Raw genomic sequence first — 26,156 nt, 5'->3', positions numbered from 1 at the left:
GAGCTGGTGGGCGGATGACGGCGGACCGGACGGAGCCGAAGGACCCCGTGGCCGACACCCCGTACGGGGCGGTGCGCGGCAGGTGGGAGCGCGGGGTCGCCGTGTTCCGCGGCATCCCCTATGCCGCCCCGCCCTTCGGGGCGCACCGGTTCCGTCCGCCCGTGCCGCCCGAGCCCTGGGACGGCGTCCGGGATGCGGGCGCCTTCGGGCCGACGGCGCCCAAACCGCCGTACTCGGAGGCGTTCGCCCAGTATCTGTCCGACCCGGTGATTCCCGGCGACGACTGCCTCAACCTCAACGTGTGGACCCCGGAACCGGGCCCCGGTGCCCGGCTCCCGGTCCTCGTCTGGCTGCACGGCGGCGCCCTGACGAGGGGATCCTCGGCCGTACCGGTGTACGACGGGCATGCGTTCGCCCGTGACGGGGTCGTCTTCGTCTCGATGAACTACCGGCTGGGCGTGGAGGGCTACGGCCTGTTCCCCGACACCCCGCCCAACCCCGGCCTGCGCGACCAACTCGCCGCCCTGCGCTGGGTCCATGACACCGTCGCGGCCTTCGGCGGCGACCCGGCCCGCATCACCCTCTGCGGCCAGTCGGCCGGAGCCATCAGCGCCGGCGCCCTGCTCGCCGCACCCCAGGCGCAGGGCCTGATCCGCCGGGCCGTCCTGCAGAGCGGCCCGCCGGAGGCCTCGGAACGGGACAAGGTACGGCGCATGGTCCGGCGGATGGCCAGCCGCCTCAGGATCCCCGCGACCGCCCAGGCCTTCGCCGAGGTCGACCGGGAGCTGCTGCTGCGCACCCAGGCCGAGGTGGGCCGGCTCAGCAGCCCCGTCCTCGGCGGCCCCGCCTTCGGAATCGTGGTCGACGGCGACCTCGTCCCCCGCGACCCGCTCCAGGCCCTCCTCGACGGCGAGGCGGCGCGGGGCGTCGACCTCCTGATGGGCTGGACCCGCGACGAGTACCGGCTCTGGCTGGTCCCCGGAGGGCTCGTCGACCACATCGACCGGCTCGGCCCGGTCGCCCTCGCCGGTGCCATGGCCCGCTGCCATGTCGGCCACGAGGTGCCGCGCGGCTACCGTGCCCTGCAACCCGGGGCCGGCCCCGCCGAGATCGTCGGCCAGATGGTCACCGACCACCTGCTCCGCCGCCCGCTGCACCGGCTGGCCGCGGCCCGCCCGGGCTCCTCCTACCTCTACGAGTTCGCCTGGCCCTCCAACCGCCCCGGCCTCGGCGCCTGCCACGCCCTGGAACTGGGCTTCGTCTTCGACACCGGCGAGGTGTCCGACGCGGTCCGGCTGGCCGGTGAGGGCGCCCCGCAGGACCTCGCCGACGCCATCCACGGTGCCTGGGTCCGCTTCGCCGCCACCGGCGACCCCGGCTGGCAGCCCTGGGACGACACCCACCCGGTCCGCGTCCTCGGCGACGGCGAGCCCCACACCGTGCCCGGTCTGCGGGACGAGGAGTTCGCCCTCTGGAACCCGGGCGTGCCACCGCCGCACCCCGAACGAACGGCCGAACTGGCCCTGGCGGTGCGCAGGCTGCGCCGCTCAGTGGCCGCCGTGCGTCGCCACTGAGTCCCGTACCACCACGTGCGTCCCCAGCAGCAGGTGCTCGTCGGCCGACTCCCCACCGTGGCCGAGCGCGGTCCGCACGGCGAGCCGCCCCAGCTCCTCGTAGGGCACGTGCACGGTGGTCAGGGCGGGGTGCAGATCTCGGGCGAACGGTATGTCGTCGTACCCGGCCAGCGACACGTCCCCCGGCACCGCCAGGCCCGCCTCGTGCAGCGCGGTCAGCGCCCCCGCCGCCACCATGTCGGTGGCGGCGACCACCGCGCTGAACTCCAGTCCCAATGCCAGGGCCTGCCGTATCAGCCGGTGCCCGGAGTCCCGGGTGAAGTCACCGTGCAGCAGCAGCGCGGGGTCGGGCTCAAGACCCCTGGCCCGGTGCGCGGCCAGATATCCCCGCTCCCGCCCCATCGCCGTCGTGTGGTCCGGCTTCCCGCCCAGGAACAGCACCCGCCGGTGCCCCTGCGCGAGGACATGGGCGACCAGGGCGTAGGCGCCGCCCTCGTTGTCGTACTCGATGACCGTCACCGGCGCGCCGGGCCCGAGCGGCGGCCGCCCGCAGAGCACGAGCCGCGACCCGGCGGAGGCGAGCGAGTCGGCGACCCGACGCGTCCGCTCCCGGTACTCGGGCGTGTCCGCCGCCCCGCCCACCAGGATCACGGCGGCGGCCCGCTGGGCCCGCATCATCCCGATGAACTCCAGCTCGCGCCGCACGTCCCCGTCGGTGCTGCACACGAGACTCAGATGCCCGAGCCGCGCCGCCTCCCGCTCCACGCCGTACGCCATGTGCGCGAAGGACGGCCCGGTGATGTCCTCCAGCACGAAGGCGAGCGTGGGCGTACCGACCCCGGCGACCGCCTTCGCCCGGGCGTCGGCGACGTAGTCCATCTCACGAACGGCCCGCAGGACCCGGGTACGGGTGGCCGCACTGACCGGATACTCGCCCCCCAGCACCCGGGACACGGTGGACGCGGACACCCCGGCACGCGCGGCGACATCACGAATGGTGCTCCGCCCGTCTTCCCCGCTCTTCTTGGTCAACCCCACCCCCACCAACCGGTTCCCACGGGGACCTTAGCGCCCTGCCACGGATACAGGGAACGGGGGCCGCGGCGCCCGTCAGGGGTACCGGCAAACGGGGACTGCGCGCCACGGTCAGGATGTTGATGGCAGCTAGTTGGATCACGGCGGCTGTTCGGTGGGGATGGGTTTCGTAGTCGTCATCGAGGCGGCGATGGTGGATGAGTCAGCCGAGGGTGCGTTCGATGAGCCAGCGGCGGGCCTGGACCTGGAAGCCGCGCATGGCGGGGTCGCCTTGGATGATTTCGAGGTCGATGCCGAGGTGGGCGGCTTGTTCCACGGCTTTGGTTTTGTAGCCGTTGTCGGCCCGGGCTTTGGCGCTGATGGGGTGGCGGTCGCGGACTTGGGTGCCGGCGGCGTTCAGCAGGAGGCCGAGTGTGTCGTGACGATGTGACGCTTGCGGCCGGTGTTTTTTGGCAAGATGCCGCCGACTTCCCAGAGGGCTGAGGTAGGCGTAGATGCTCTGGTGGGGAGGGAAGTCGTGGGGCAGGCAGCGCCAGGGATGCCGTTGTGGGCCTGACGCCGGGCTTCGAGGGTGGGGCTGATGAGTTTCCCAGCGGGCGTTGGACAGGTCGCTGGGGTAGGGCGTGAGGGTTGCGTGGTGCCTGTGCGTGCGGTGGCGGTCGGCCGGGGCAGAGCGTGTGCGGGAGTTTCGGTTGCGCCGGGGCGTGCGTTCTCGTTTTCCGGTGAACCGGTAGATTTCCAAACGAGACAGGAGTTCTTGTGCGGAAACCGGCGCATAACTGGTGTGCTAATTTTTGCAGAGGTAATTTTTTCGGCGGATCGACTGAGTTGATGCTCGCGATTGACCTCCGGAACGCACCATCAACCATCTGATAGATGAATCAAACCCTCATTAAGGAACAGGTTTGATCGGCTGCCTAGCACTACTCAACTGATCTGTTCCTCATTATTGAGCCACTCCAAGATGGCCTCGACCATCTCCTGGTCCATTTGTTCGCGGAGGATCGCTGCGATCTGCTCGGCGCCCAAAACCCCGTGGCATTCCCAGAGTTGCTGCAAAGCGGGCGCGACTTTCGGTGACTGTAGACGGATAAGTATGGCCAGAGCCATCCCGGACCAGGATGTCGCGCCTTCCCAGTCTCCCGTTCGTTGCGCGAGGATGCCGAGCTGCCCGTAGATATTGGCGGAACTGGCCTGGTTGCCGAGGCGTTGGAAGACCTTGAGGGCCTGCTCGTACAGGCGCCTCGCCTCCCCGTACTCACCCTGCTGCTGCGCGAGCATGCCGAGCTGCCCGTAGGTGTTGGCGGAACCGGCCTGGTTGCCGAGGCGCTGGGAGGTCTGGAGGGCTTGCTCGTACAGGCGCCTCGCCTCCTGATACTCGCCCTGCTGCTGCGCGAGGATGCCGAGCTGGTGGTAGGTGCCGGCGGCGCCGGCCTGATCACCGAGGCGCTGGAAGACCTTGAGGGATTGCTCGTACAGGCGCCTCGCCTCCTCATACTCGCCCTGCTGCTGCGCGAGCATGCCGAGCTGCCCATAGGTGTTGGCGGAGCCGGCCTGGTCACCGAGGCGTTGCTTAATCTTGAGGGATTGCTCGTACAGGTTCCTAGCCTCCTCATACTCACCCTGCAGAAAGGCAAGATTGCCGAGTTCATGGAGCCAGGCAGGGTGCCGGGAAGAGGAGACGGGCAGCCAGGTGAGGCTGGTGGTGATGAGGGCGCGGGCGCGGTTCCAGGACCCCCGGTCCCGGAGCAGCGCGAACGAGTTTTCGGTTACTTCGGCGGCTTGTTGTAGGTCGTTGGCTTGGAGGAGGTGGTGGCGGGCTTCGAGGTGGTCGTGGATGTCCGCGTCCGGATCTTGGGGCCAGGCTGCTGCATGCCAGCGCCAAAATGCGGCGGCATTGCGGTGTGCTTGCTGGAGGTCTTGGAGATCGTTGTTGTGGCGGTGGAGTTCGGTGGCGGTCCAGCGGTGGACGAAGTGGCGGCCGGTCTGCCGGTTGGTGTGGAGCAGGCCGGTGCCAGCGCATTGAGCAAGGAGTTGTTCGAGGTCGGCAGGGTGGGCGCGTGGGGGTGTGGGGAGTTTCCTGGCCTCTGCGAGATGGGGAGCGAGCTGCTCCTGCAGGTCGGTAGGGAGGGTGGTGAGGTCGACGGGTTGGTCGAGGGGGATTCCGGCGTTGGCAAGGATGTCGAGGATCCGTTGGGCGGAGGCCGGAGTGGTGGCTGCGGTGTCGTCGTCGGGGCTGGTCTGGAAGAGGAGGGCGTTGGTGTCGACGGGTTCGCGGTAGACCGCGGTGTGGCGCAGCAGGGCATGCGCGGTGGCTGACAGCCGGGCGATCAGGTCGGGCAGGAGGATGTCGTCGGCGGCGAGGGTGGCCGTTTCGGCGAGGCGCGCATCCAGTGTTCGGCTGCCTGTGCGCAGGTCGTCTGCTGCTTCCGTCCCGTTGGTGTTGGGGGCGGGCACGGCAGGGTGTGCGTGTTGACGCTTGCGGAGGGCTTGGGTGAGGCGACGGGTGATGTCGGGGTAGCGGGCAGTGCTGTTGTTGAGGAGAGCGTCGAGGTATTCCAGGGCTCGGGGGTGGCCACCGACGAGGTGCCAGACGCGGGTGAGTTGGGGTTCGGTGAGGCGGTCGAGGGCCGACAGGGACCAGGCGAGTTTGAGTGTCTCGGCGTGGGAGAGGGGGCCGAGGTGCTCGAACTGGAGGCTGTGGTGGGCGTGGTTGGGCAGGGTGAACGGGAACCGGGAGGTGATGAGGAGTTTGCTGTCGCCGGGGTCGAGGGCCCAGGCGGCAAGAAGGTCGGCCAGGTCCGGGTCCGTGATGCGCATCTCGCCGGAATCCTGTGACGCTGCCGCAGTGTCACCGCGCTGAGTGCCAAGGTCTCCGGTAGATGCAGGCGAGGGAGCGGCTGTGCTGGGGGTGAGGTTGTCCTCGAAGTTGTCGAGGCTGACCAGTACGGGGGTGTCGCCGATGGCTTTGCGCAGGTGGTTGAGGCGTTGCTGCCAGGCCAGGTCTCCGCGGCGGGCGTGGAAGAGGTGGGTGAGCTGCTGCGGTGGCAGGGCGATGCCAGATGGGCTTGCGGTGTGGGGGAGTTGCAGTGATGCATCGGGTGCGGGCAGGGGCATGAAGGGATCGCTGACGGTGGTGAAGAACTCGTCGACGGAGGTTTCCCCCGCCAGTCCGGTGTGGATCCAGGCGGGCCGCAGGTGCTGCATGCGCAGGACGAGTTCGGCGGCGAGGGTGGTCTTGCCGATGCCGCCGATGCCGTGCAGGACCAGGCCGGCGGTGGCGGTGGCGTCCAGGGTGCGGGGCCATGCTCTTTGCTCGCGGCGGCGGCCGACGAACTCGCCTTCCGGGCGGACGATGAGCCCGTCCAGCCGTGTCCGTCCCCGGTCCGCGGTCATGAGGGAGGTATCGCTGTGGTCACTGGGACCGGAGGTTGTGTTGTACAGGGTGAGTAGTGGAAGGCGGCTGGTGGCAGTGAGGACGGTAAGGGTGGACCACTCCTCGAAGGCGGCCACCTGCTGTTCGCGTGGGCTGCTTGAGCCGGCGAGGTCGGCGTGGACGGTGCGGCGGGCTTGGGCGACGGCTTCGAGCAGGTCGGGGGAGTCCTGGCTGGTGAGGTCGCCGTAGACGCGGGCGAAGAAGCGGGTCGCATAGATGTCGGTGATGGAGGTGTCGGTGGCGATCACAGCGGCTGCTCCGCGGGCGGCCAAGCCGGCGGCGAAGGAGGGACGGTCACCGTCGTCGACGGCGGTGTGACAGGCCGACAGGGCGATGACAGGGGGCATCTTGCCTGCGGGGATGGCCGCGGTGACAAAGGTGTCAGCGTCTACCAGGCGGGAAGTACCGTCGTCGTGTTCGACTTCGAGTTCTCCGGGGCGTCCGTGGCCGGACAGGTGCAGGATGTGGAAGCGTTCTTGGGCGAGTGCGGCTCGGATGGCCGTGGTGGTGGCGAACTGCACGATCTTGACGTGGGCGTGGCCTGCACGGGCTGACCGTACGGAGGCCAGGACATTGCGCAGTTCGCGCTCGTAGTCGAGGACCTGGCCGGCACTGTCGTCCGGTCCCGAGACGGCCACCAGGATCCGCAGCGGTCCCGGTAAGCGAGGCGGAGCAGTGGCAGTGGTTCTGCGGTAGAGCGTGACATATGGCCGCAGGGCCAGTGCGAGCCCGGTGACCGGGTGAAGAAGGATCTCCCAGGGCAGTCGCCCGTACCCTCCGTCGGCCTGGACCGCCAGCCGGACCAGTTTGTGTTCCTGCTCTGCCTGCAACAGCACGTCGGCCAGTGCCTCGGCGACCTGCCCGGTGAGGAACGCGTCGGTGAGCAGTCGGCCGGCCCGGTGGACGGCTGCCGCAACCGGCGTCGTCTGTGCCGTCCCGTCTCCGCGGTAGACCGGTTCGCTGTCCGAGGTTGCGGAGTCCTGCGCCGCATGTGCGCCCTGCGTCGCCCTTGCCTGGCGGATCTCCCGCAGCGCGGTGAGCACGGTCTCGTTCACCCCGCGGTGCGTGCCGGTGACAGGCTGCAGGCAGGCCCCGCTCAGGCGTACTTCGTCCGAGCCGATGTGCAGGGTCAGGTCAATGCCGTCGGTGGGCAGCACCGGCACCGTGAATTCGAGAGTCGCCAGGCCTTGCAGGAGCGGGGCCAGGTTCTCGGTGCGGGCGATCCAGATGCTGTGCTGGAGCCATCCGTCCGCGCTGTTGTAGCGGGCGGACAGGACACCGATCACCTTGTCGTCGCCGGCACGGCGGACTGGAGCCCCGCTCATGCCGGGAAGAACATCCTGGGCCCGTGCCCGGCCCAACGGCACCGCGTCATCGCGTACCGTGCCACCCTCGCAGGTTCCCCGCGCATCCAGGAAACGGTATTCGTGCACATCGCTGACCTCGGGCGCACCGGTGATCACAAGGGGCGTCCCGTATTCCTGCCCGTCGGTACGCTCCCATCCCACCACCGACTGCGGCAGCGCCTGCTGCGCGCGGATGACCGCAAGATCGTGCACCGGATCGACACGGGCCACCACAGCGTCGAAGGCGCCGCCCCCGGAAAGGGGATCGACCCGCACACTCGCCCCCACCGCGCCGGCCTCCACGCAGTCCAGGACGTGCCAGGCGGTGACCAGCAGCCCGGGAGCAACCTGAAAGCACGTGCCGATCGGGCCATCCTCATGAAGGACCCGCCCCAGATACCCGGGAACCCGGTCCAGCGGCGTCGTGGTGTGCACGCTCACCTCAGGATCCCGCCGTTCCCGGGGCACCGGCAGCCGACGGCGCGCCCGCGGGCGGGGAGGGGACGGGACGGTTGTAGGTGAGCTTCACCCGGAGGGTGGCCTCGCCCGCCGAGCCCGCCACGATGACGTTGCCCTGCGCCGAGAACTTCAGCCCGAACTCCACTTCCAGCGCGTCCGGCCGGGCCGCCCGCCGTCCCGCCTGGTCCAGCACCGCGATCGTCGAGGTTGCCACCTCCACGATCGCATTCTGCGCGCGTACGAAGGCATCACGCACGCCCTGCGCCGCGTCCCCCACCCTCGATGTGGCCTGCGTACCACTCACAGGAACCGTCTCCACCAGGAGCTCGGTCTCCCCCACCTGAACCGTGATCGACCCGCCAGCCATGCATCCCCCAGAAGCAGCACAAGATCCCGACATCAAACAGGCAGAGCAACTCTTACCAAACACGCCACCGACCCGGGACGAAAAACGCATAAATAGCATTAATTACAGGTGGTGTTGTGATAGCAACAGCGCATCACCCCGCTGCTCACGCTGCGACGACGACCCGCTGCTGAACGGTTCCCCGACCGATAAGTTCGAACTGGCCAATCCTCAGTCGCAACCGCGTTGCCCGCGACCGCAGACTGTCCATGACCAGACCGAGCGGAACAGCATCGAAGAGCTGATCGACTCGGTTCATCGTGCCGGTGACGACGACGATCATCGTCGCCAGAGGCGGGCGGGGTGGTGCCGGGCTCGTTCATGTTGACGCCCTCAGTGGTGAACTTATCGATGAGCGGGCGGAGTTCGGCCAGTTCCGCGACGATCGAGAGGGCCCTCTCGCCCCCGATGCCGTCGACTTGCTGCATCGTCTCGGTGTCGGCGGCGCGAATGTTGTCCATGGTGGCGAAGTGGCAGGCGATGCGGCGGGATATGAACCGGCCGGTGCCACGCACCCCGAGCGCGCACAGCACCCGCGACAGCGACTGCCGCCTGGCCACGGTGATCCCTGCGAGCAAGTTGTCGCGGGTCTCGCCCGTCCGGTCCAGGGCGAGCATCTGCTCGCCGGTGAGGGCGAACAGGTCGGCGAGGTCGGTGACTAGGCCTGTTTCGACGAGCTGTCAGCGGCGCAGGGCGGTGTCGATCTGCGGCTCCGCCGCGTGGGCGCGACCAGCCCAGAACGACCCGCAGCCGCCGACCACACCGCAGCCACCCATGGCGAACAGGCGCCCTCAAACCACCCGAGCAATCCCGGCAATCGCCTCCGGCCCCACCCGACAGCACCCCCCGATCAACCGAGCCCCCGCCGCCCGCCACCCCTCCACCTGCCCGGCGTCGAACAGCGACCGCCCCGTCCACGCCCGTGCCTCCGCGTCCCACACCTCACCGCTGTTGGGATAGACGACCACCGGCTTCCCGGTGACCCGCGCCGCCACCTCCACCGCCCCGTCCACATCCTCCGGCGCACAGCAGTTCACCCCCACCGCGATCACCTCGTCCACCCCCGCCGCCAGGGCGAACGCCTCCTCCAGCGGCTGCCCCGCCCGGGTCCGCCCACCCGCCACGCTGTACGACAGCCAGGCCGGCACCCCCAGCCCCCGCACCGCCCGCAGCAGCGCCGCCGCCTCGTCCGCGTCCGGCACGGTCTCCAGCGCCAGCACATCCGGCCCCGCCGCGGCCAGCACCTCCAGCCGCGGCCGGTGGAACCGCTCCAGCTCGTCGACGCTCAGCCCGTACCGCCCCCGGTACTCGGAGCCGTCCGCGAGCATCGCCCCGTACGGCCCGACCGAGGCGGCCACCCACAGTGGCCTTACGATCCCTTCGGCCCGCGCCCGCCGTACCGCGTCCCGCCCCAGCTCCACGCTCAGCGCGAGCAGCCGGGCGGCCTCCTCGCGGGGGATCCCGCGCTTGCCGAAGCCCTCGAACGTGGCCTGGTAGCTGGCGGTGATCGCGACATCCGCGCCTGCCCTGAAGTACGCGAGGTGCGCGTCGCTCACCGCGTCGGGCCGGTCGGCCAGCAGCCGCGCCGACCACAGCTCGTCGCTCAGGTCGTGCCCGGCGGACGCCAGCTGGTTGGACATGCCGCCGTCGAGCACGACCGTCCCGGCGGCGAGGGCGTCGGCGAGGCTGGGGGAGATGTCGCTGGTCATGCCTCCGACGCTAGCCGACCCGGCGGCGGAACGACCGACCGCGTCCACGGTGCGGGCAGGCCCTGAATGCAGCCCCCTGAAGGCAGACCCCTACGGGCAGACCCCTGCGAGCACGCCGTCGTCCTGCCGCCGTCCTGCTCTACGCTCGCTGCCGTGAACGTCACCATCGTCCGTGCCTGCCTGCGCGACGGCCGCGGGGGCAGCCCCACCGCGGTCCTGGACGACACCCCGCTCACCGACGACGAGCGCCGCGAGGTGCCGGTCCGGGCCGGTACGTCCCATGCCGTGTTCCTCTCGGCCGACCGGGACGGCGGCGGGGCGACGCTGCGCTTCTTCACCGCCGAGGGCGAACTGCCCGGCTGCGGCCACGGCACGGTCGCCGCGCTGGCCGTCCTGGCCGCGCGCACCGGCACCCGCGAGGTCACCCTGCGGACGCGGGGCGGCACCCTCGCGGGCCGGGCGATCCGGCACGACGGGAACGACGGGAACGACGGGAACGACGGGAACGACGGGAACGACGGGAACGACGGGAACGACGGGAACGACGGGAACGGCGGCCTGGAAGCCTGGTTCACGCCGGGACCGGTCGGCCTGCGGGCGCCCGAGGCCGGCGAGCACGAGGACGTCCTCACCGCCCTGGGCGTCGCCGCGGACACGCCCGGCTGTGTCGTCGCCACTCTGGGGCGGCCGCGACTCCTCGTCCCGCTGCCCACCCGGTCCGCCGTCGCCGCGGTGACCCCGGACCTCGACCGCCTCCGCACCGCCTGCGACCGGCTGGCCCTGCTGGGCTGCTACCTGTACTCGGCCCCGGCATCGGACGGCCGGGTGGCGGCCCGTATGTTCGCCCCGTCGATCGGCGTCCCCGAGGACATCGCCAACGCCAACAGCACGGCCTGCCTGGCCGCCCACCTCGCCCGCACCGGCCTTGGCCGGCTCACTGCCGACATGGGCGACGCACTCGGCGCACCGGCCTCCGTCACGGCCGTCGTCCATGCCGACGGGGACGGTCCGAAGTTCCTCGTGGGCGGTGCGGCGGTGATCACCCGCGAACCGAAGGGCCGTTCCGCAGTGTTCACACCCGGTTCGGGTCGGTAGGCGGATCCGAGGAGGACGCCTGCGACTTCCTGGTGGACCGGTCCATCAGGAAGAGCCCGATGACGGCGATGAGCGCGAACGCGGCCGGCATGAGGAAGACGTGGGGCAGACCCACCGCCGCGACTCCCAGTCCTCCGACGGACCCTCCCAGTGCGGAGCTGAGCGCGGTGGAGCTCATGAAGATCGCGGAAGCGGTGGCCACGGCGCTGGGGAGCAGGCGCTGGGCCACAATGATCCCGAGTGCCGCGAAGACTCCCCACACCCCGCCCATGAGGATCTGCCCGGCGAAGAGTCCGGGCGCGCTGCCGGTGGTGGCGAAGCAGATGTTGGCGGCGACGCCGAAGCCGGCCGCGACGACCATGAGCCGCATCGTCCCGATTCTTCGGGCGACGAGGACAGCGAACGGCATCAGCACCAGTTCCACCAGCGGCTGGATGCCGATGATCGCGCCTTCGAGCCCGGAGGGGAAGCGGAGACGCTCGAGCATATAGATCGGTAGATATGCGTATTTGACTGGCTCGCCGGCGTACACGCACACATACAGCGCCGTGAACAGCAGCAGTGGCCGCATCGTCCGCACCCTCGTCCGAAGGGGGGCATCCGGTCGCACCGTGTGCGGCGACGGGCCCGCGGGCGCCGGTTTCGGCGGTGTCCGGAGCACGCCCAGCGGGACGAGCTGCACCAGGGCGAGCAGTGCCGTGGCGAACAGCATGGGCCGCAGTCCGTAACGGGCCGCGAGGAGGGCTCCGGCGGACGGTCCGACGATCCAGCCGGCCGTCAGCGCCATCCGCACGATGGAGACCACCCCGTCGCCGGCCACGCTGGGACGGACGCTCAGCTCGTCGTGGATGGCGGCGAAGATCTGGGAGGCGGCGCCACCGGCGAAACCGAGGACGACGGCGCTGATGACGAAGGGCATCCACAACTGCGTCGCGCAGGCGATGCCCGCCCAGCCCAGGAAGCCCGCGACAGCACATGCGCGAAACAGCCCCAGCCGTCCTCCGGTGCGGTCCGACCGCGCACCGACCAGGTAGCCGGCCACCGGCGCGGTCAGGCTGGTGAGGTAGAACAGGCCGGCGGTGGTCAGCGAGCCGCCCAGCTCCCTGGTCAGGAACAGGGCGATCTGCGGCGCGGCCGCGGACTGCCCCAGCCCCGCCAGGAACAGGGCGATGGTCGCGCCGCGGTACAGGGGCGAGGCCAGCACCAGTCGGAGTGCGGAGTCCCGTGCCGCCTGCCCGCCCGCCACCGCCCCCGGGACCAGGTCTGCGATGGAATCAGGCTGCTGCCCGATGTCGTCATGGTGGCTCATGCGCCGGCTGATGTCCTCCCCGCGGGCGTTCCGGCGCCCGCCTCACCCAACAATGTCTCCGACGGATGCGGGCGACGGCCCGCCGGCCAAGGCGACGGCCCGCCGGCCGAGGCGACGGCCGGGCATGCCACGGACCTGGCCGCGGCAGCGGGCCGCATCCTCGTGGTCCTCGTGTGAGATGCCCTTGGCGTGCGTGCGGGCGACCCGGTCGACGACGGACTCCGGCCACGCAGGCGGCCGTTGCCGCCGGGGCGGCTGCTGCCGGTGGCGAGGCCGACGGTTGCGCCGGGCCGTCGATGAGCCTCATGGGCCGGTCGAGCCGCTCGGGGGTGGCGGTGCCATCGCCGTGGGTCTCGATCGCGACGGCCGTGCCGCACACTTCCGCGACCAGCCCCTCGTCAGACTGTCCTGACGACGGTACCCGTGCCTTCGAGCGCGGCGACTTCTTCGGCGGGCGCCGCGGAGTCGGTGACGAGGGTGTGCAGGAGCGCGGATGGGCCGACGTAGGCGAGGGCGGTGCGGCCGAGCTTGCCGGCGTCCGCGGCGGCGATGACGCGGCGTGCCGAGGCGATGCCTGCCTTCTTCACCGCGGCGTCATCGAGGTCGTAGGCGGTCAGGCCCTCGGCCGCGCTCAGGCCGCAACAGCCGATGACCGCGGTGTCGAAGCGCAGTGCCGACAGGGAGGCGAGCGTGAGAGGGCCGGTGAGGGCCCCCTCGGCGGCGCGGGGCCGTCCGCCGGGCACCATCAGGGTGGTCGGGCCCGGCGTCTCGCCGAACAGGCGGATGGCCTGTAGTGACAGGGGCATCACCGTGACCGGACGTCGTTGCAGGAGGCGGGCCACCTCGAGGCAGGTGGTGCCGCTGTCCAGGAGGACGGTCTCGCCGTCGGCGATGAGCGAGGACACCTCGGCCGCGATCCGGCGTTTGGCGTCCACGGCCTCGCGGGCGCGCAGCGCGAAGGGCGGCTCCTCGCCCCTGAGCAGCAGGGTGCGCGCGCCGCCCCGGATGCGTTCGAGAACGCCTTGCGCGGCCAGCGTGTCGAGGTCGCGCCGGATGGTCATCTCCGAGGCGCCGGTCAGCTCGGCGAGGTCCTGGACCGTGGCGCTGCCCGACTCTCCGACGGCCTGGGCGATCAGGCCGTGCCGGTCTGTGTTGGTCATGACGCGATTGAACACCACACGAAATGAACATTCAATGTGTTCACTAGGTCGACTTTCGCACATAAAAAATGTTCGTTACGGTGATCGGCATGGAACGTTCGCTGCGAGCCGCCCGTGTGGCGACCTTCGTCTACTTCGTCCTCTGCGGCACCCTGATGGGCACTTGGGTGGTGCACATCCCCGCCATCGAGGAGCGCGTGGGCATCAGCCACGCGACGCTGGGGGGCCTGCTCGTGCTGCTCGGGCTCGGGGCCTTCATCGGCATGCAGGTGGCCGGACAGCTGGTCGACCGCCTCGGGGCCCGCGTGGTGGTCCCCGCCACCGGCGTCCTGTGCAGCGCGACCCTGGTGCTGCCCGGCCTGTCCCGTGATCCCTGGACGCTGGCAGGCGCCCTGCTGGTCTTCGGCTTCACCAACGGCTGCCTGGACGTGAGCATGAACGCCCACGCCGTGTACGTGGAAAAGGCGTACGGCCGGCCCGTCATGTCGGCCTTCCACGCCATGTTCTCCGTCGGCGGCGTCATCGCCTCGCTCGTCGCAGCGGGTGCCGCGAGCACCCGGACGAGCCCGGCCGCGGCCATGGGCGCCCTGGGAGCCACAGGCGTCGTGATCGCACTGGCGTGGGCACGCGGTCTGCTGCCGGCCACGCCGCCACCCGCCGCCACCGGCTCCGCGGAAGAGGAGCAGGCACCGGCCGCAGAGCCACACAGCACTTCCGGGCGCATGGGGACCCTCGCCTGCCTCGCCCTCGTCGTCATGCTGTGCGAGGGGGCCGCGAACGACTGGAGCGCCGTGCACCTGAAGGACGTCATCGGCGCAGCCGCGAGCACCGCCGCCTTCGCATACGGCACCTACGCGGCGGCGATGACCATCGGCCGGCTGCTCGCCGACCGACTCGTCGCCCGGCTCGGGTCCATGGCCGTCCTGCGCTACGGCTCGGCGACAGCCGCCGTCGGCATCACGATCGTGGCCGTCTCCCCCTGGACATGGTCCGCGTTCGCCGGGTGGGCGCTGTTCGGCCTGGGACTCTCCGGCTGCGTCCCCCAGTTGTTCAGCGCGGCCGGGCACGCCGACCCCGCCGCTGCCGGTGCCAACGTCTCCCGTGTGGCCGGCCTCGGCTACGTCGGCATGCTCGCCGGCCCGGCCGTCATCGGCTGGATGACCCATCTCGTCGCACTGAACCACGCCTTCGTGCTGCTGACCCTGCTGTGTGCGATCACCGCTGCGGCCGCGGGAGTCCTGCGCACCGAATCCGATCGCACGCGCGAGATGGCCCACGGCGGCCACTGACCGCCTGTGCGGCATGGCCCCTGACACCGTGCCGCACAGGCCTCTCCTCTCGCCCCCGGGCCGGCGGACCGGTGGAGGACGTGCTTCCTGGGGCCGGGCCGCACAAGCTCACCGGGCACGCCGTGATCAAGCCAGGAGACCGTGAAGACCGGTCACGGGGCGGCGCCTAGCCTTGGACCATGCCTGAAACGACGCTCTCGGACACCGAGGCCCGCGAGGTGCTCGGCGCGGACGGAGCCGTGTTCGACGCCCTCGTCCACAACCCGAAGAACGGCGTCACCGGTGGTGTGTGGCGGGTGAGCGCCGGCCGCCGCTCGGCCGTTCTGAAAGTGCTCACCCGCAACAAGGAGGCCACCGAACGCTGGGCCGCCTCGGACGAGCCCCGGCACTGGAACTACTGGCGGCGCGAGGCGTACGTCTACGAGTCGGGTCTGGCCCATGTCTGGCAGCCCCACGGGATCCGCGCGCCCGGGCTGCTTGCCTTGGTCGAACGGCCGGACGGGGACGTCGCGTTGTGGCTGGAGGACGTGCCGGGAGAGCCGGCCACCGCATGGCCGCTCGCCCGGCACGTCGAGCATGCCCACCGCCTCGGCGCCGCCCAGGGGGCCGCACGGCCCGGCGACCACCCGTGGCTGAGCCGCCGCTTCCTGCGCCAGTACATCGGCGGCAACACCCTGGGTGAGGAGCTCCTCGACGACGCCGAGGCCTGGCGACAGCCCCTGGTCCGCGACCACTTCCCGCCCGGCCTGCGCCGCGAGATGGTCCGGCTGCACCACGACCGCGAGTGGTTCCTCCAGGTGCTGGAGGCCCTGCCGCGGGCCTTCTGCCACCTCGACATGTGGCCCGCGAACCTCCGCTCCGACGGCCCCGCCACCGTCGCCCTCGACTGGTCGTTCGCCGGGGACGGCGCCCTGGGAGAGGACCTGGGCAACTACCTCCCCGACTCCGTCTTCGACCTCTTCGTCCCGGCCGCCCGGCTGCCCGGGTACGCGGCGGCCGCTTACGACGCCTACCTCCAGGGCCTGCGCGAGTCCGGCCGGGACGTCGACGAGCGGCTGGTACGGCTCGCGGTGTGCGCCTCGGCGGTGAAGTACGACTGGCTCACCGCCCTGATGCTGGCCCGCGCCGGCGAGGAGCAGCTGGACTACGGGGGCGGACGGCCGATCTCCGCCGAACTTCGGTACCGGGAACGGGGGTTGGCACTCGCCTTCCTCGCGGACTGGGCGGCCGAGGCGCGCGTCTCGGCCCCGGAGCTCGGCTTCCCGGAGCCGCCCAGCGGGCGTCGCCGGTAGCCGGTACCGGCAGGCGACACCGGTAGCCGGTACCGGCAGGCGTCGGCAGGCGGCGCCGCGGTCGGTCAGGCCGCGTGCCGCCTGTTCTTCCGGCGGCCCTTGCGCCGCGTCCGCCGGCTCGCCGGGACCATCAGGCCACCGAGGAGGCCGAGCGCGAGGGCGTAGGGCCACCAGCCGAAGGAGTCCGCCGAGTCGGCGGCGGTGCGGGTGGTCACGGCCGGGGGAGCGGACGCCGGGTCGGCGGTGTCCGCCTTCGTCGAGGCCCTGGCGGCCTCCGCGTTCAGGACCACGTCGTTGCCGTCGCCGCCCCGGTAGGTGATCCGGTAGACCGTGTCGGCGAGCTTGACCTCGGTGCCCTCGTGCAGGCCGTCGAAGCTGCCGGTCGTGCGGGTCGTGCCGGTGTGGTCGATCAGGGTGATGCGGCGGGCCGGAGCGTCGCCCGCGGCGGACAGGTCCAGCGCGCCGGCCAGGGCGAGGCGCCCCGTCACCTTCAACGGCTTCTTCCGCAGAACCAGTTCGCCCCGCTTGTGCTGGGTGTAGTCCCCCTTCACCGTCAGTCCGCTGGTCACCAGGCTGTCGTTGGTGACCGACCCCAGCACGGTGCCCGTCCCGGAGAGCGTGGTCAGCACGCGTAGCCCCGCCGTGCCCGGGTCCAGGCGGGCCCCGGCCGAGGTGAGCCGGACGGCCTCGCTGTGCGCGAGCGTCGCCCCGGAGCGCAGGGCGAGGGTGCCCCGACTGACGGTGGTCGTCCCCGTGTACGTCACCGCGCCGCCGGTGAGCGTGGTGGTGGCCGCCCCCGACTGCACGAGGGACCCGGAGCCGCCCACGTACGCCAGGTGGATCGGGGTCGAGGTGTTGCGGACGACCAGGGTGCCGTCGTTGTCGACGCGCCGGCGTTCGGTGCCCGTCAGGAGCGAGCCGTCGCCGCCCTTCCTGCCCGAACCCAGGTGCAGCACCGCGCCGTTGCGGATCGTCGTCGAGCCGTCGTAGTCCTGGGCGGCCGCGAAGGTCACGTCGTTCCCGCGGGTCCCCGCGATCACGACGTCCCCGGCGCCGGGCGCGGCCAGCGTGTCGTGGTAGCGGCCGCCGCCGATCGGGGCGCCCAGGGTCACCGGGCCGTCGTAGTCGAAGGTGAGCGTGGAGCGGCGGCCGCTCGCCTCGTGCAGGTTGACGTAGACGGTGTCCTTCGTCCCCGGCATGAAGATGCGATGGGTGGTCCCGTCGCCCCAGTGCACGTCGGCGCCCTCGATGTTGGTGCCGCGCTTGTTCAACTGGTGAGGCAATGCCGTCCAGTTGAGGGACGCGTCGCTCAGGGACGGGTTCGTGTCGCCGCCGCGGTCGCTGTAGCTGTACTGGCCGGTGAGGACCACCTTGCTGCCCGGCCGCGAGTGGACGTTGACGTCACTGCCGTACTCGCGCTGGTAGAAGTCCTGGCGCAGGGTGATCGTCTGACCCAGCGGGGTGTCGATGATCCAGGAGCCCTGGTTGAGGATGGCGCGCGCGTCGGGGAGCGCCACCGGGTACTCCGGGCGGCCGACGGCCATGCCGGTGCCGTTGTCGATGACGCCCGAGAAGGGGTGGGTGCCCGCCAGGTCCAGCGTGCCCCACATGTTGCGGGGCTGGGTCACCAGGCCCGAACCGCTGATCGTGCCGATGTTGAAGGTGCGGGTCAGGGAGAGGCGCAGGGTGCCGTCGACGCGGATGTTGAGCTGGTTGAGCTGGTAGCCGGGGGTGTCGTACGGGAAGTGGCCGATCAGGCCGGTGCCGCCGCCCGTGCCGTACTGCAGGGTCGTACCGCGCTCGACCGTGATCGCGGGCGGGTCCGGGTTGGTGACCGTCGTATACGGGTGGTTGCCGCCCTGGGTGCGGACGACCTGCCGCTGCCGGGACTTCGGCAGGGTGAAGTCGCTGTCCCTGGTGAGGATCAGGGTGCCGCCGCCGCGCACGGTGAGCGTGCCCTCGCCGCGGAGGACGCCGTCGTACGTGGTCGTCCCGGCCGGCACGGTGACGACCGTGTCGCCGGTGACGGTCACGTCCCGGTCGGCGAGGACGTCGGCGGTGACGTCCCGGGCACCGGAGGCCGGGGCGGCGGGGGCGGCGGCGGACGCCGGGGGAGCGGAGGCCAGAAGGGCGGCGAGGGCGCCGACGGCCGCTGCGGTGGTGTGGAGATGGCTGTGCACATCAGGGGAGACGCTTGCGGACGGCCCGCGATAACAGAAAAACAGCCCTCGGCACGGATCCGTCGGAAATCGCTTTCCCTCTTGTCGCGTCAGACCCGTTGACCCACGCGTAACACACCCTTACCTTTTCGGCGATCACAACGTTCGTCATGACAGATGCAGTTCGGTAGGTCGAACGGCTTTCCTTCCCCCGAGGAGCGTGTGTAGATGAGACGTGCGTACGCGATCCTGCTGTCCCTCTGTCTGGCGGTGATCGGCGCCCTGGCCACCGCGGGACCGGCCGCGGCCGCCTCCCAGACGGTCACCAACGGCACCCAGTTCACCGACACTTCGGGGAACGTCGTGCACGCCCACGGCGGCGGGGTCATCAAGGTCGGCAGCTACTACTACTGGTTCGGCGAGGACCGCAACTCCGACAACACCTTCAAGTACGTGGATGCCTACCGTTCCACCGACCTGAAGACCTGGGAGTTCCGCAACCACGTCCTCACCCAGTCCTCCGCCTCCGAACTCGGCACCGCCTACATCGAGCGCCCGAAGGTCATCTACAACGCCTCCACCGGCAAGTTCGTGATGTGGATGCACAAGGAGAACGGCGTCGACTACAGCGAGGCCAAGGCCGCGGTCGCCGTCTCCGACACCGTCGACGGGAACTACACCTACCAGGGCAGCTTCCAGCCGCTCGGCCAGTACATGTCCCGGGACATCACGACCTTCGTCGACACCGACGGCACGGCCTACATGGTCTCCGCCGCCAACGAGAACTACGACCTGCAGATCTACAAGCTCACCAGCGACTACACCGCCATCGACAGCCTGGTCGCCAACCCCTGGGCCGGCGGCCACCGCGAGGCCCCGGCGCTCTTCAAGCGCAACGGCGTCTACTTCATGCTCACTTCGGGCGCGACCGGCTGGAGCGCCAACCAGCAGGAGTACGCCACCGCGACCTCCCTCGCCGGCCCCTGGACCTCCTGGACCAACGTCGGCGACTCCACGGCCTACAACTCCCAGACCGCGTACGTCCTCCCGATCACCGGCACCTCGGGCACCTCGTACCTCTACATGGGCGACCGCTGGGGCAACTCCTTCGGCGGCACGGTCAACGACTCCCGTTACGTCTGGCTGCCGTTGACCTTCCCGACCTCCACCTCGATGTCGATGTCCTGGTACCCGGAGGTGTCGATCGACACGGCGGCCGGCACGGTCGGCGGCACCAGCGCCACCTACAACACCCTGATCGCCCGGCACAGCAGCAAGTGCGCCGACGTGCCGAGCCAGTCCCTCTGGGAGGGCGTCGCGATCAGCCAGTACACCTGCAACAGTGGGACCAACCAGAAGTGGTGGTTCAAGGACCTGGGCACCGGCTACTACGAACTGATGGGCCGGGGCAGCTCGCTGTGCCTCCAGGAGAACTCCACCGACGTCACCCAGGAGGACTGCACCGGCGCCACCGCCCAGCAGTGGTCGGTCGTCACCTCCGGCTCCTACGTCAACATCAAGGCCCGTACCAGCGGTGAGTGCCTGGACGTGAGCGGCGCGTCCACCGCCAACTCGGCCGCGATCATCACGTACACGTGCAACAGCGGCACGAACCAGCAGTGGACCCGCGGGACCTGATGACGCTTCAGAGATGAGTTACGCCAGCAGGTCGATCGCGTCGATCGAGGTGCCGGCGCTGAGGAAGGACGTTGTCCCCGAGCCGCTCGCCACGTAGATCTTCAGCGTGTTGTAGGCGCTGGTGTCCGTCAGCCAGGCGGACGCCGGAACGCTGTAGGTGAACGTGTAGTTGTTGCCCCGGTACGAGCCCACGGTCAGTGACCGGGTGCTCGGCTGGGTGGGCGGGGAGGGGACGGCCGAGGTCCAGGTGTCGTTGACGACGACCTGCGGCCTGCCGTTCGCGTAGGCCGTCGTCACGCCGATCCTGAGGGTGTGCGCGGCGGCGGCCTGGGCGGCCGTGAGCTTGAAGTACACGATGATCCCGCTGTTGACGTCCTTCCACAGGTAGCAGGGGAACGCCGAGGTCTCGGTGCCGCTGCCGATGACCACGTTCCCGGTCCAGGACGCGGCCCGGACGTCCGACGGGTGCGCGTACGTCATCAGGTCGGCGTTCTTGAACCCGCCCGGAGTGCCGTCCCAGTTGTTGATCCGCCAGATCGCGGACGCGTTGCCGGGATCGTTGGAGGACGGGACGGCGATGGTGTTGAGGGTGGTGGTCGCGCCGGCGGAAACGCTCACCGAGCCGGTGTAGACCGCCAGTTCGCCCTTGAAGACGGTGAGCGTGTACGTCCCGGGCAGCACGCCCGCGATCGAGAACCAGCCGTCCGACGAACGCGCCGAACCCCAGTACTGGGCCGCCGAGTTGGCGAGTCCCACCGTGTACGCGTACGCCGTGTCCCGTCCCGAGATGCCGACGCCGGCCACCCGCCCGCGTCCGCTCGCGGCCACGTACCCGGAGATGCCCAGCGAGTCCGCCCAGGAGGTGGTGAGGGTGCCCGGGTACAGGGACGAGGAGGGCGCGCCGCCGTCCGTGAGGGCGATGACGTACGGGCCCTGGAGGCCGTAGCGCTCCGCCTCGGTCTGGTTCTCGCCGTAGTACAGGATCTCGTACAGGCCGCCGCCGTCGGCGCTCTGGTGGCGCAGCAGCGAGCGGTAGAACGGGCCGCCGGAGGCCTTCTCGTGGTTGCTGCGCACGACCCACAGGCCGACGCTGCCGGTCGTCCAGCCGATGTAGCTGTAGTCCATCACCCGCAGCTTCGAGTAGTGCTTGGCGCGGGTCTGGCCGTCGGACTTCTCGAAGACGTCCGCGGACTCGATGACGGTGGGCGCGTAGGTGTAGGAGTCCGGCTCGTCGTTGAGGAACAGGCCGGCCTTGACGCGCACGATGTACCGGGTGGCGGAGACGGACGAGTCGGCCTTGTTGGTCCACAGGTAGACGTTGTTCTCGCCGCTGCGGGCCGCGTAGTAGTGCTTCAGCGTGCCGTACGCGACGGAGACCAGGATCGTCGAACCCGACTGGGCGATGGTCACCGTGGAGGTGCCGAGGCCCGACTCGACGTGCGAGTTCTTGCCGCCGTAGCCCTGGTACTCGGTGCCCTTGTAGACCAGCGAGGTCAGGTCGCCGTTGGTCTTGCTGACCTTGAAGACGAGACTGGCTCCGGTGTCCACGACGTAGTTGGAGCCGTCGTCCGACCAGCCGAAGCTCGCGGCCGAGGCGGTGGTGGCGAGCGGTCCGGCGAGGGCGGCGGTACCGGCGGCGGCCGCGCTGCCGAGGACGAAGGTGCGGCGTCCGAGCGGTCTCCCGGTGGATCCGGACATGGGGGTGCCTCCTTCGGTGGGGCGGGTTGCGGGTGTCTGTGAGAGTGACAGTTGAATCGATTTCGCGAAAGGGCTTTCACTTTCCTGGAGTTGGCAATCCCGTGAAAACGGTCCAAGGTCTAGAAAGCGCTTGTGGATGACGGTACGGTCCCCGCCAGACCCTGTCACCGCGACGGAGGAGTCCCGGGTGAGACGTTTCAACGGTGTTCGTGTCGCCGCGCTCGCGGCGGTCGTCCTCGGCACCTGCCTGACGACCGCTCCCGCCGCCCGGGCCCACGACCGGCAGCCGCCGCTCGGTATCGGCAACTGCACCGCCACCGCCTGCCACTTCGACGTGCCGCCGGGCGACTACGACGTGACCGTCCGGCTCGGCGCCGCCGCCGCGTCCAGCACGAGCATCAGCGGCGAGACCCGGCGCTCCCTCCTCCCCGAGACGGCCGTGGCCGCCGGCCGGCACGTCACGCGCGGCTTCACCGTGAACGTCCGCACCCCCGAGGGCGAGCCGACGGGCCCGGACGGAACCCCGGGCCTGGACCTCAACATCGGCGGCTCCGCTCCCGCACTCGCCGACATCCGGGTCACCCCTGCCTCCCGGCACACCCGGCAGATCCTCCTGGTCGGCGACTCCACGGTCTGCGACCAGCCCGCCGACCCCTACTCCGGCTGGGGCCAGCAGCTCCCGCAGTTCCTGCGCAAGGGCGTCGCCGTCGCCAACTACGCGGACTCCGGCGAAAGTACGACGACCTATCTCCAGAACCCCCAACTCTGGGGTAACGTCGAGCAGTTGATCCGCCCGGGTGACCTGGTCCTGATCCAGCTGGCGCACAACGACAAGACGACGGACGAGGCGACCTACCGCGCGAACCTGGAGACACTGGTGGCGGGCGTACGGGAGAAGGGCGGGCGGCCGGTGCTGGTCACACCCATCGTGCGCCGCTGGTTCAATGCCGACGGCACGCTGAACAACGACATCGCGCTTCTGGTCAACGGGCTCGGCGTCAATCATCCTGAGGTGATCCGCTCGGTCGCCGCCGCCGAGGACGTTCCGCTGATCGACCTCACGGCGAAGACCAAGGCGCTGGTCGAGTCCCTCGGCGTGGAGGGCTCCAAGGCGCTGTACCTGTACAACGAGAAGAAGGACAACACGCACACCTCCGGGTACGGCGCCACCGTCTACGCGGGCCTGGTGCGTGATGAGCTTCTCGCCCGGCACCTGGTGCCCCGGGGCACCGTGCGGGCGGGATGAGCCCCTGGGGCGCCCCGACCGGAACCGGGGCGCCCCAGGTTCCAACGCCACGAGCGCCTGGAACGGTACGAGTGCTTCGCGCGGTACGAGTGCTTCGAACGGTACGAGCGAGAAAGAGCCCCGATGCAGCTGCCTCCCGAGGACCGCCGTTCCAGCCCGCGCACCGGCTACACCCGTGCCCACTGGGAGACAGCGGCCGACGCGCTGCTCGCCGCCGTCGAGCCGTACGCCACCCCGGACCGTGCCCTCTACCACCTCCCCGGCGACCACCAGAGCTGGTCGGGGCGGCTCTCCGACGGTCTGGAGGGCTACGCCCGCACCCTGCTCCTCGCCGCCTTCCGGCGCGACGAGACCGTGCTCCAGCGGTACGCGGACGGACTCGCGGCCGGCGTGGCGGGCGTCTGGCCGCGCATCGAGGACCGCAGCCAGCCGCTGGTCGAGGCCGCCTCGGTCGCCCTCGCCCTGCGCCTGACCCGCCCGCTGCTGTGGGACCGGCTCGACGACGCCGTACGGCAACGGGCGGCGGCCTGGCTCGCCGACGCGCTGACCGCCGAACCCTGGCCCTGCAACTGGGAGCTGTTCCCGGTGACGGTCGGCGGCTTCCTGGCCGAGGTCGGCCACGAGCCCGAGGCCGCGCACAAGGCGGTCGACCACGGCCTGGCCCGGATCGAGGACTGGTACGTCTCGGACGGCTGGTACACGGACGGCGACGGCCGCAAGTTCGACTACTACAACGGCTGGGCGATGCACCTCTACCCGGTGCTGCACGCCTGGCTGGCCGACGACGAGCAACTGCTCGACCTGTACGGCGGCCGCCTGGAACGCCATCTCGCGGACTACGCACGCCTGTTCGGCGGCGACGGCGCCCCGATGCACCAGGGCCGCTCCCTGACCTACCGCTTCGCGACCACGGCCCCGCTGTGGCTCGGCGCGCTCACCGGCCGTACCCCCCTGTCCCCCGGGGAGACCCGGCGACTGGCCTCCGGGGCACTGAAGTACTTCCTCGACCGGGACGCCCTGGACGACCGGGGCCTGCTGACCCTCGGCTGGCACGGCCCCGACCCCGCCGTCCTGCAGGGCTATTCGGGCCCCGCCTCCCCGTACTGGGCGAGCAAGGGCTTCCTCGGCCTGCTGCTCCCGCCGGACCACGAGGTGTGGACGGCACCGGAGGAACCGGCCCCCGCGGAACGCGCCGACGCGGTCACCCCGATCACCCCGGCCAACTGGCTCCTCCAGTCCACGAGTTCGGACGGAATCGTCCGCCTCCACAACCACGGCAGCGAGGACGTCCGCTACGACCCGTACTACACCCGCCTCGGCTACTCGACCGTGACCGGGCCCGCCGCCTCGTACGACAACAGCGTGATCGTCGGCGACGACCCGAGCCGCACGCACATCGAGCCGCTGGGCGTGGGGGAGGGCTGGGCCGCCTCGCGGCACTCGGCCGGCGCGGGCGCCCGGGTGACGAGCGCGGTGCTCGTGCACGGGGCCGTGGAGGTGCGGGCCTTCCGGGTGACGGGGGCGCCGCCCGGAACCCCGGTGCGGGTGACCGGCTGGGCCGCACCGGAGGGTCTCCGGGCCGAACTGCTGCCCGCCGTGGGCCTCGACGACGCGCTCAGCGGGGTCACGGAGGAGGCCGCGACCCTGTTCGTCGCGCTGAGCCGGCTCACCGGCGCGCCGGACGCCGCACCGCTCGGCGAGACGGTGACCGTACGCGCCGAGGGCGACCGGGAGTTGACGGTGCTGTGGAGCGGCGGACCCGGCCTCCGGGTCAGGTGGCAGGCGTCCGGCGTGGAGGTGGAGCACACCGCGCAGGGCTGAGCCGCTTCCGGTGTCGGCGTCGGCATCGTGCGCTGGGCGTGGAAAGGGGCACGGCGGCCCCCGTCACGGGGTGAGGCGGGCGATCCGCAGCGTCGTCGTGGTCGGTGAGGCACCGGTCAGCGGGCTGCCGTAGCCCGGCGTGACGGGTGGGTAGGCCCAGGTGAGGGAGCCGTCCTTGAGGACCGCGATGTCACCGGTGAACCGCGCGCTCACCACCTTGCCGGCTCCGACGAACCTGCCGTTCCAGTCGACCAGCCGCAGGTGCGTGCCCGTGAAGGTGCCGGTGCAGGTGCCCGCCGAGCACTTGGCGTTCTTCAGGGACTCCCAGGAGAGCAGGAGCTTGTCCTTGCCGTAGGGCGCGAGGTGCACGTTCACGTTCTCGACGGTCTTGGCACTGGTGAGGTAGACCGCCTTGCCGGGGCCGGAGTTGCGGTTCTTCAGGAACGCGACGGCGACCTGGTGGGTGGCGGTCTTCGGGGTGACCGTCCAGCCGCGGCCGCTGCTGTCGTCCGGGTTCTTCTTCGCGGAGGCGGCGCCCCGGGAGGCGAACGCGGTCGCGTACCTGCCGGTGGCGGACTTCACCAGGTCGCCGGTGCGGCCGGGGAAGGTACCCCCGCAGTAGCCCGCCCAGCACTGCTCCCGCTGGACCACCGGGGCCACGTCCGGGGCACCGATGCCGGTGGAGACGAACAGGCCCGAGCGCCAGTCGTCGAAGCAGAGCGAGGTGAAGGCGCCGGAGGTCTCGGCGTGCAGGGCGATCCCCTCGTTGTGGCTGCACCCCCAACTCCAGCCGCCGCTCAGCTTCTTGCCCCCGGCGCTGATGTACGACAGCTTGTCGCCGAAGTGCCCGTCGGCGAAGCCGCCGGCGCCGTGCACCACGAAGTAGGCGCCGTACTTGGAGCCGTTCCAGGTGAGTTGGCCGTCGAGGGTGGGGGAGGTGTCGTGGGAGGCGGTGCCGGTGAGCTTGGTGGTCCAGGTCCGTTTGCCGCCCGTGTAACGGACGATCGCGGCCGCCGTCTCCTTCCACTTGTTGGTGTCGGCGACCCGGGTGAGGAGCGCGAACCCGTTGGTGTGGGCGACCAGGCCGCCCACCTCCTTCGCGCCCTTGACCACCGTGTCGGCGCCGGACCGCTTGCCGGCCGCGGTGAGCGGGGTGACGTGGACGCCGTCGGCGGCGGGCCAGGCGACCCGCAGCGTGCCGTCGGGGGCGACCGCGGTGGCGGTGCGGTTCCACTCCCGGGTGTTGTTGTAACCCGCCGAGAGGTAGGGGTACTTGGCGTTGAGGGTCACCGCGGTGGACGTGACCTTCAGGCCCGTGGTCGTGGCCGCGCCGGCGGTGGCGTACCAGGCGCCGGCCAGCAGACCGCCGGCCGCGAGGAGTCCGACAGCGGGCTTGCGGTAGGCGTGGACCCGGCGGTGACGTGTGGTGCGTGGTGCGGAAGTCATGCCCTGTGGTTGCCGCCGGGTCCCGGAAGGTTGCCGTG

At 70.8% G+C, this 26,156-nt stretch carries 17 protein-coding genes and 1 pseudogene; 8 read left to right on the top strand and 10 right to left on the bottom strand.

Features of this window, described 5'->3' with window-relative positions:
• Nucleotides 1–14 precede the first annotated feature (14 nt).
• A complete protein-coding gene (locus tag ACFWPQ_RS29885) occupies nt 15–1,574 on the top strand; it encodes a carboxylesterase/lipase family protein (RefSeq protein WP_384041365.1) in 1,560 nt (519 codons plus the stop codon).
• Here the strand turns inward: ACFWPQ_RS29885 and ACFWPQ_RS29880 are convergent.
• A complete protein-coding gene (locus ACFWPQ_RS29880) occupies nt 1,548–2,606 on the bottom strand; it encodes a LacI family DNA-binding transcriptional regulator (RefSeq protein ID WP_384041362.1) in 1,059 nt (352 codons plus the stop codon). The two genes, ACFWPQ_RS29885 and ACFWPQ_RS29880, sit on opposite strands and share 27 nt — an antisense overlap.
• Nucleotides 2,607–2,769: 163 nt before the next feature.
• Here ACFWPQ_RS29880 and ACFWPQ_RS29875 point away from each other — a divergent pair, with 163 nt between their 5' ends.
• Nucleotides 2,770–3,039, top strand: a complete 270-nt coding sequence (locus ACFWPQ_RS29875; RefSeq protein WP_384041359.1) for a hypothetical protein — start codon at nt 2,770–2,772, stop codon at nt 3,037–3,039.
• A 497-nt stretch (nt 3,040–3,536) separates the two neighbouring features.
• On the opposite strand, the gene ACFWPQ_RS29870 is transcribed toward ACFWPQ_RS29875, so the two are convergent.
• From ACFWPQ_RS29870 to mmuM, 4 genes and pseudogenes are all read right to left on the bottom strand, one after another.
• Nucleotides 3,537–7,832 carry a tetratricopeptide repeat protein gene (locus ACFWPQ_RS29870; RefSeq protein WP_384041356.1) on the bottom strand — a complete coding sequence of 1,432 codons (4,296 nt, stop codon included), beginning with the start codon at nt 7,830–7,832 and terminating at the stop codon, nt 3,537–3,539.
• Nucleotide 7,833: 1 nt separating this feature from the next.
• Nucleotides 7,834–8,217 (bottom strand): CU044_2847 family protein, encoded by a 384-nt coding sequence (locus ACFWPQ_RS29865; protein ID WP_384041353.1) that lies wholly within the window; start codon nt 8,215–8,217, stop codon nt 7,834–7,836.
• Between the two features lie 317 nt (nt 8,218–8,534).
• Nucleotides 8,535–8,936, bottom strand: a pseudogene (locus tag ACFWPQ_RS29860) (helix-hairpin-helix domain-containing protein); the annotation flags it as partial.
• Between the two features lie 111 nt (nt 8,937–9,047).
• Complete coding sequence (gene mmuM / locus ACFWPQ_RS29855; protein ID WP_384041350.1) at nt 9,048–9,965, bottom strand: homocysteine S-methyltransferase; 918 nt, start codon at nt 9,963–9,965, stop codon at nt 9,048–9,050.
• A 153-nt stretch (nt 9,966–10,118) separates the two neighbouring features.
• Between mmuM and ACFWPQ_RS29850 the strand changes: the two genes are divergently transcribed.
• Complete coding sequence (locus ACFWPQ_RS29850) at nt 10,119–11,060, top strand: PhzF family phenazine biosynthesis protein (RefSeq protein ID WP_384041347.1); 942 nt, start codon at nt 10,119–10,121, stop codon at nt 11,058–11,060.
• Here the strand turns inward: ACFWPQ_RS29850 and ACFWPQ_RS29845 are convergent.
• Nucleotides 11,038–12,369 (bottom strand): MFS transporter, encoded by a 1,332-nt coding sequence (locus tag ACFWPQ_RS29845; RefSeq protein WP_384041345.1) that lies wholly within the window; start codon nt 12,367–12,369, stop codon nt 11,038–11,040. The genes ACFWPQ_RS29850 and ACFWPQ_RS29845 overlap by 23 nt on opposite strands.
• A gap of 398 nt (nt 12,370–12,767) precedes the next feature.
• The gene (locus ACFWPQ_RS29840; RefSeq protein ID WP_384041342.1) at nt 12,768–13,529 is read right to left on the bottom strand and encodes a DeoR/GlpR family DNA-binding transcription regulator; all 762 of its coding nucleotides are present in this window, start codon (nt 13,527–13,529) and stop codon (nt 12,768–12,770) included.
• 89 nt (nt 13,530–13,618) lie between these two features.
• On the opposite strand from ACFWPQ_RS29840, the gene ACFWPQ_RS29835 reads away from it, so the two are divergent.
• Together ACFWPQ_RS29835 and ACFWPQ_RS29830 are read left to right on the top strand one after the other, a co-directional pair.
• A complete protein-coding gene (locus ACFWPQ_RS29835) occupies nt 13,619–14,818 on the top strand; it encodes an MFS transporter (protein ID WP_384041339.1) in 1,200 nt (399 codons plus the stop codon).
• Nucleotides 14,819–14,997: 179 nt separating this feature from the next.
• Nucleotides 14,998–16,110, top strand: a complete 1,113-nt coding sequence (locus tag ACFWPQ_RS29830) for an aminoglycoside phosphotransferase (protein WP_384041336.1) — start codon at nt 14,998–15,000, stop codon at nt 16,108–16,110.
• 65 nt (nt 16,111–16,175) lie between these two features.
• Here the strand turns inward: ACFWPQ_RS29830 and ACFWPQ_RS29825 are convergent, their stop codons facing one another.
• Nucleotides 16,176–18,290: an autotransporter gene (locus ACFWPQ_RS29825; protein ID WP_384041333.1), complete on the bottom strand. Its 2,115-nt coding sequence runs from the start codon at nt 18,288–18,290 to the stop codon at nt 16,176–16,178.
• 207 nt (nt 18,291–18,497) lie between these two features.
• Between ACFWPQ_RS29825 and ACFWPQ_RS29820 the strand changes: the two genes are divergently transcribed.
• Nucleotides 18,498–19,907: an RICIN domain-containing protein gene (locus tag ACFWPQ_RS29820; protein ID WP_384041330.1), complete on the top strand. Its 1,410-nt coding sequence runs from the start codon at nt 18,498–18,500 to the stop codon at nt 19,905–19,907.
• Between the two features lie 18 nt (nt 19,908–19,925).
• Here ACFWPQ_RS29820 and ACFWPQ_RS29815 read toward each other — a convergent pair whose 3' ends face one another.
• Nucleotides 19,926–21,605 carry a rhamnogalacturonan lyase B N-terminal domain-containing protein gene (locus ACFWPQ_RS29815; RefSeq protein WP_384041329.1) on the bottom strand — a complete coding sequence of 560 codons (1,680 nt, stop codon included), beginning with the start codon at nt 21,603–21,605 and terminating at the stop codon, nt 19,926–19,928.
• A gap of 187 nt (nt 21,606–21,792) precedes the next feature.
• Between ACFWPQ_RS29815 and ACFWPQ_RS29810 the strand changes: the two genes are divergently transcribed.
• A complete protein-coding gene (locus ACFWPQ_RS29810) occupies nt 21,793–22,851 on the top strand; it encodes a rhamnogalacturonan acetylesterase (RefSeq protein WP_384041326.1) in 1,059 nt (352 codons plus the stop codon).
• Between the two features lie 123 nt (nt 22,852–22,974).
• A complete protein-coding gene (locus ACFWPQ_RS29805) occupies nt 22,975–24,672 on the top strand; it encodes a DUF2264 domain-containing protein (protein ID WP_384041324.1) in 1,698 nt (565 codons plus the stop codon).
• A 63-nt stretch (nt 24,673–24,735) separates the two neighbouring features.
• On the opposite strand, the gene ACFWPQ_RS29800 is transcribed toward ACFWPQ_RS29805, so the two are convergent.
• Complete coding sequence (locus ACFWPQ_RS29800) at nt 24,736–26,118, bottom strand: hypothetical protein (RefSeq protein ID WP_384041321.1); 1,383 nt, start codon at nt 26,116–26,118, stop codon at nt 24,736–24,738.
• Nucleotides 26,119–26,156: the final 38 nt, after the last annotated feature.

The organism is Streptomyces sp. NPDC058464, assembly GCF_042721035.1.
Taxonomy (GTDB): Bacteria; Actinomycetota; Actinomycetes; order Streptomycetales; family Streptomycetaceae; genus Streptomyces.
This window is presented reverse-complemented; position numbering and strand designations above follow the sequence as displayed.

Bases quoted from the DNA above. Each gene is read 5' to 3' on its own strand.
- ACFWPQ_RS29815 (WP_384041329.1), bottom strand. From the start codon at position 21,605: ATGTCCGGATCCACCGGGAGACCGCTCGGACGCCGCACCTTCGTCCTC.
- ACFWPQ_RS29830 (WP_384041336.1), top strand. From the start codon at position 14,998: ATGCCTGAAACGACGCTCTCGGACACCGAGGCCCGCGAGGTGCTCGGC.
- ACFWPQ_RS29875 (WP_384041359.1), top strand. From the start codon at position 2,770: ATGGGTTTCGTAGTCGTCATCGAGGCGGCGATGGTGGATGAGTCAGCC.
- ACFWPQ_RS29805 (WP_384041324.1), top strand. From the start codon at position 22,975: ATGCAGCTGCCTCCCGAGGACCGCCGTTCCAGCCCGCGCACCGGCTAC.
- ACFWPQ_RS29800 (WP_384041321.1), bottom strand. From the start codon at position 26,118: ATGACTTCCGCACCACGCACCACACGTCACCGCCGGGTCCACGCCTAC.
- ACFWPQ_RS29840 (WP_384041342.1), bottom strand. From the start codon at position 13,529: ATGACCAACACAGACCGGCACGGCCTGATCGCCCAGGCCGTCGGAGAG.
- ACFWPQ_RS29835 (WP_384041339.1), top strand. From the start codon at position 13,619: ATGGAACGTTCGCTGCGAGCCGCCCGTGTGGCGACCTTCGTCTACTTC.
- mmuM (WP_384041350.1), bottom strand. From the start codon at position 9,965: ATGACCAGCGACATCTCCCCCAGCCTCGCCGACGCCCTCGCCGCCGGG.
- ACFWPQ_RS29885 (WP_384041365.1), top strand. From the start codon at position 15: ATGACGGCGGACCGGACGGAGCCGAAGGACCCCGTGGCCGACACCCCG.
- ACFWPQ_RS29845 (WP_384041345.1), bottom strand. From the start codon at position 12,369: ATGAGCCACCATGACGACATCGGGCAGCAGCCTGATTCCATCGCAGAC.
- ACFWPQ_RS29865 (WP_384041353.1), bottom strand. From the start codon at position 8,217: ATGGCTGGCGGGTCGATCACGGTTCAGGTGGGGGAGACCGAGCTCCTG.
- ACFWPQ_RS29820 (WP_384041330.1), top strand. From the start codon at position 18,498: ATGAGACGTGCGTACGCGATCCTGCTGTCCCTCTGTCTGGCGGTGATC.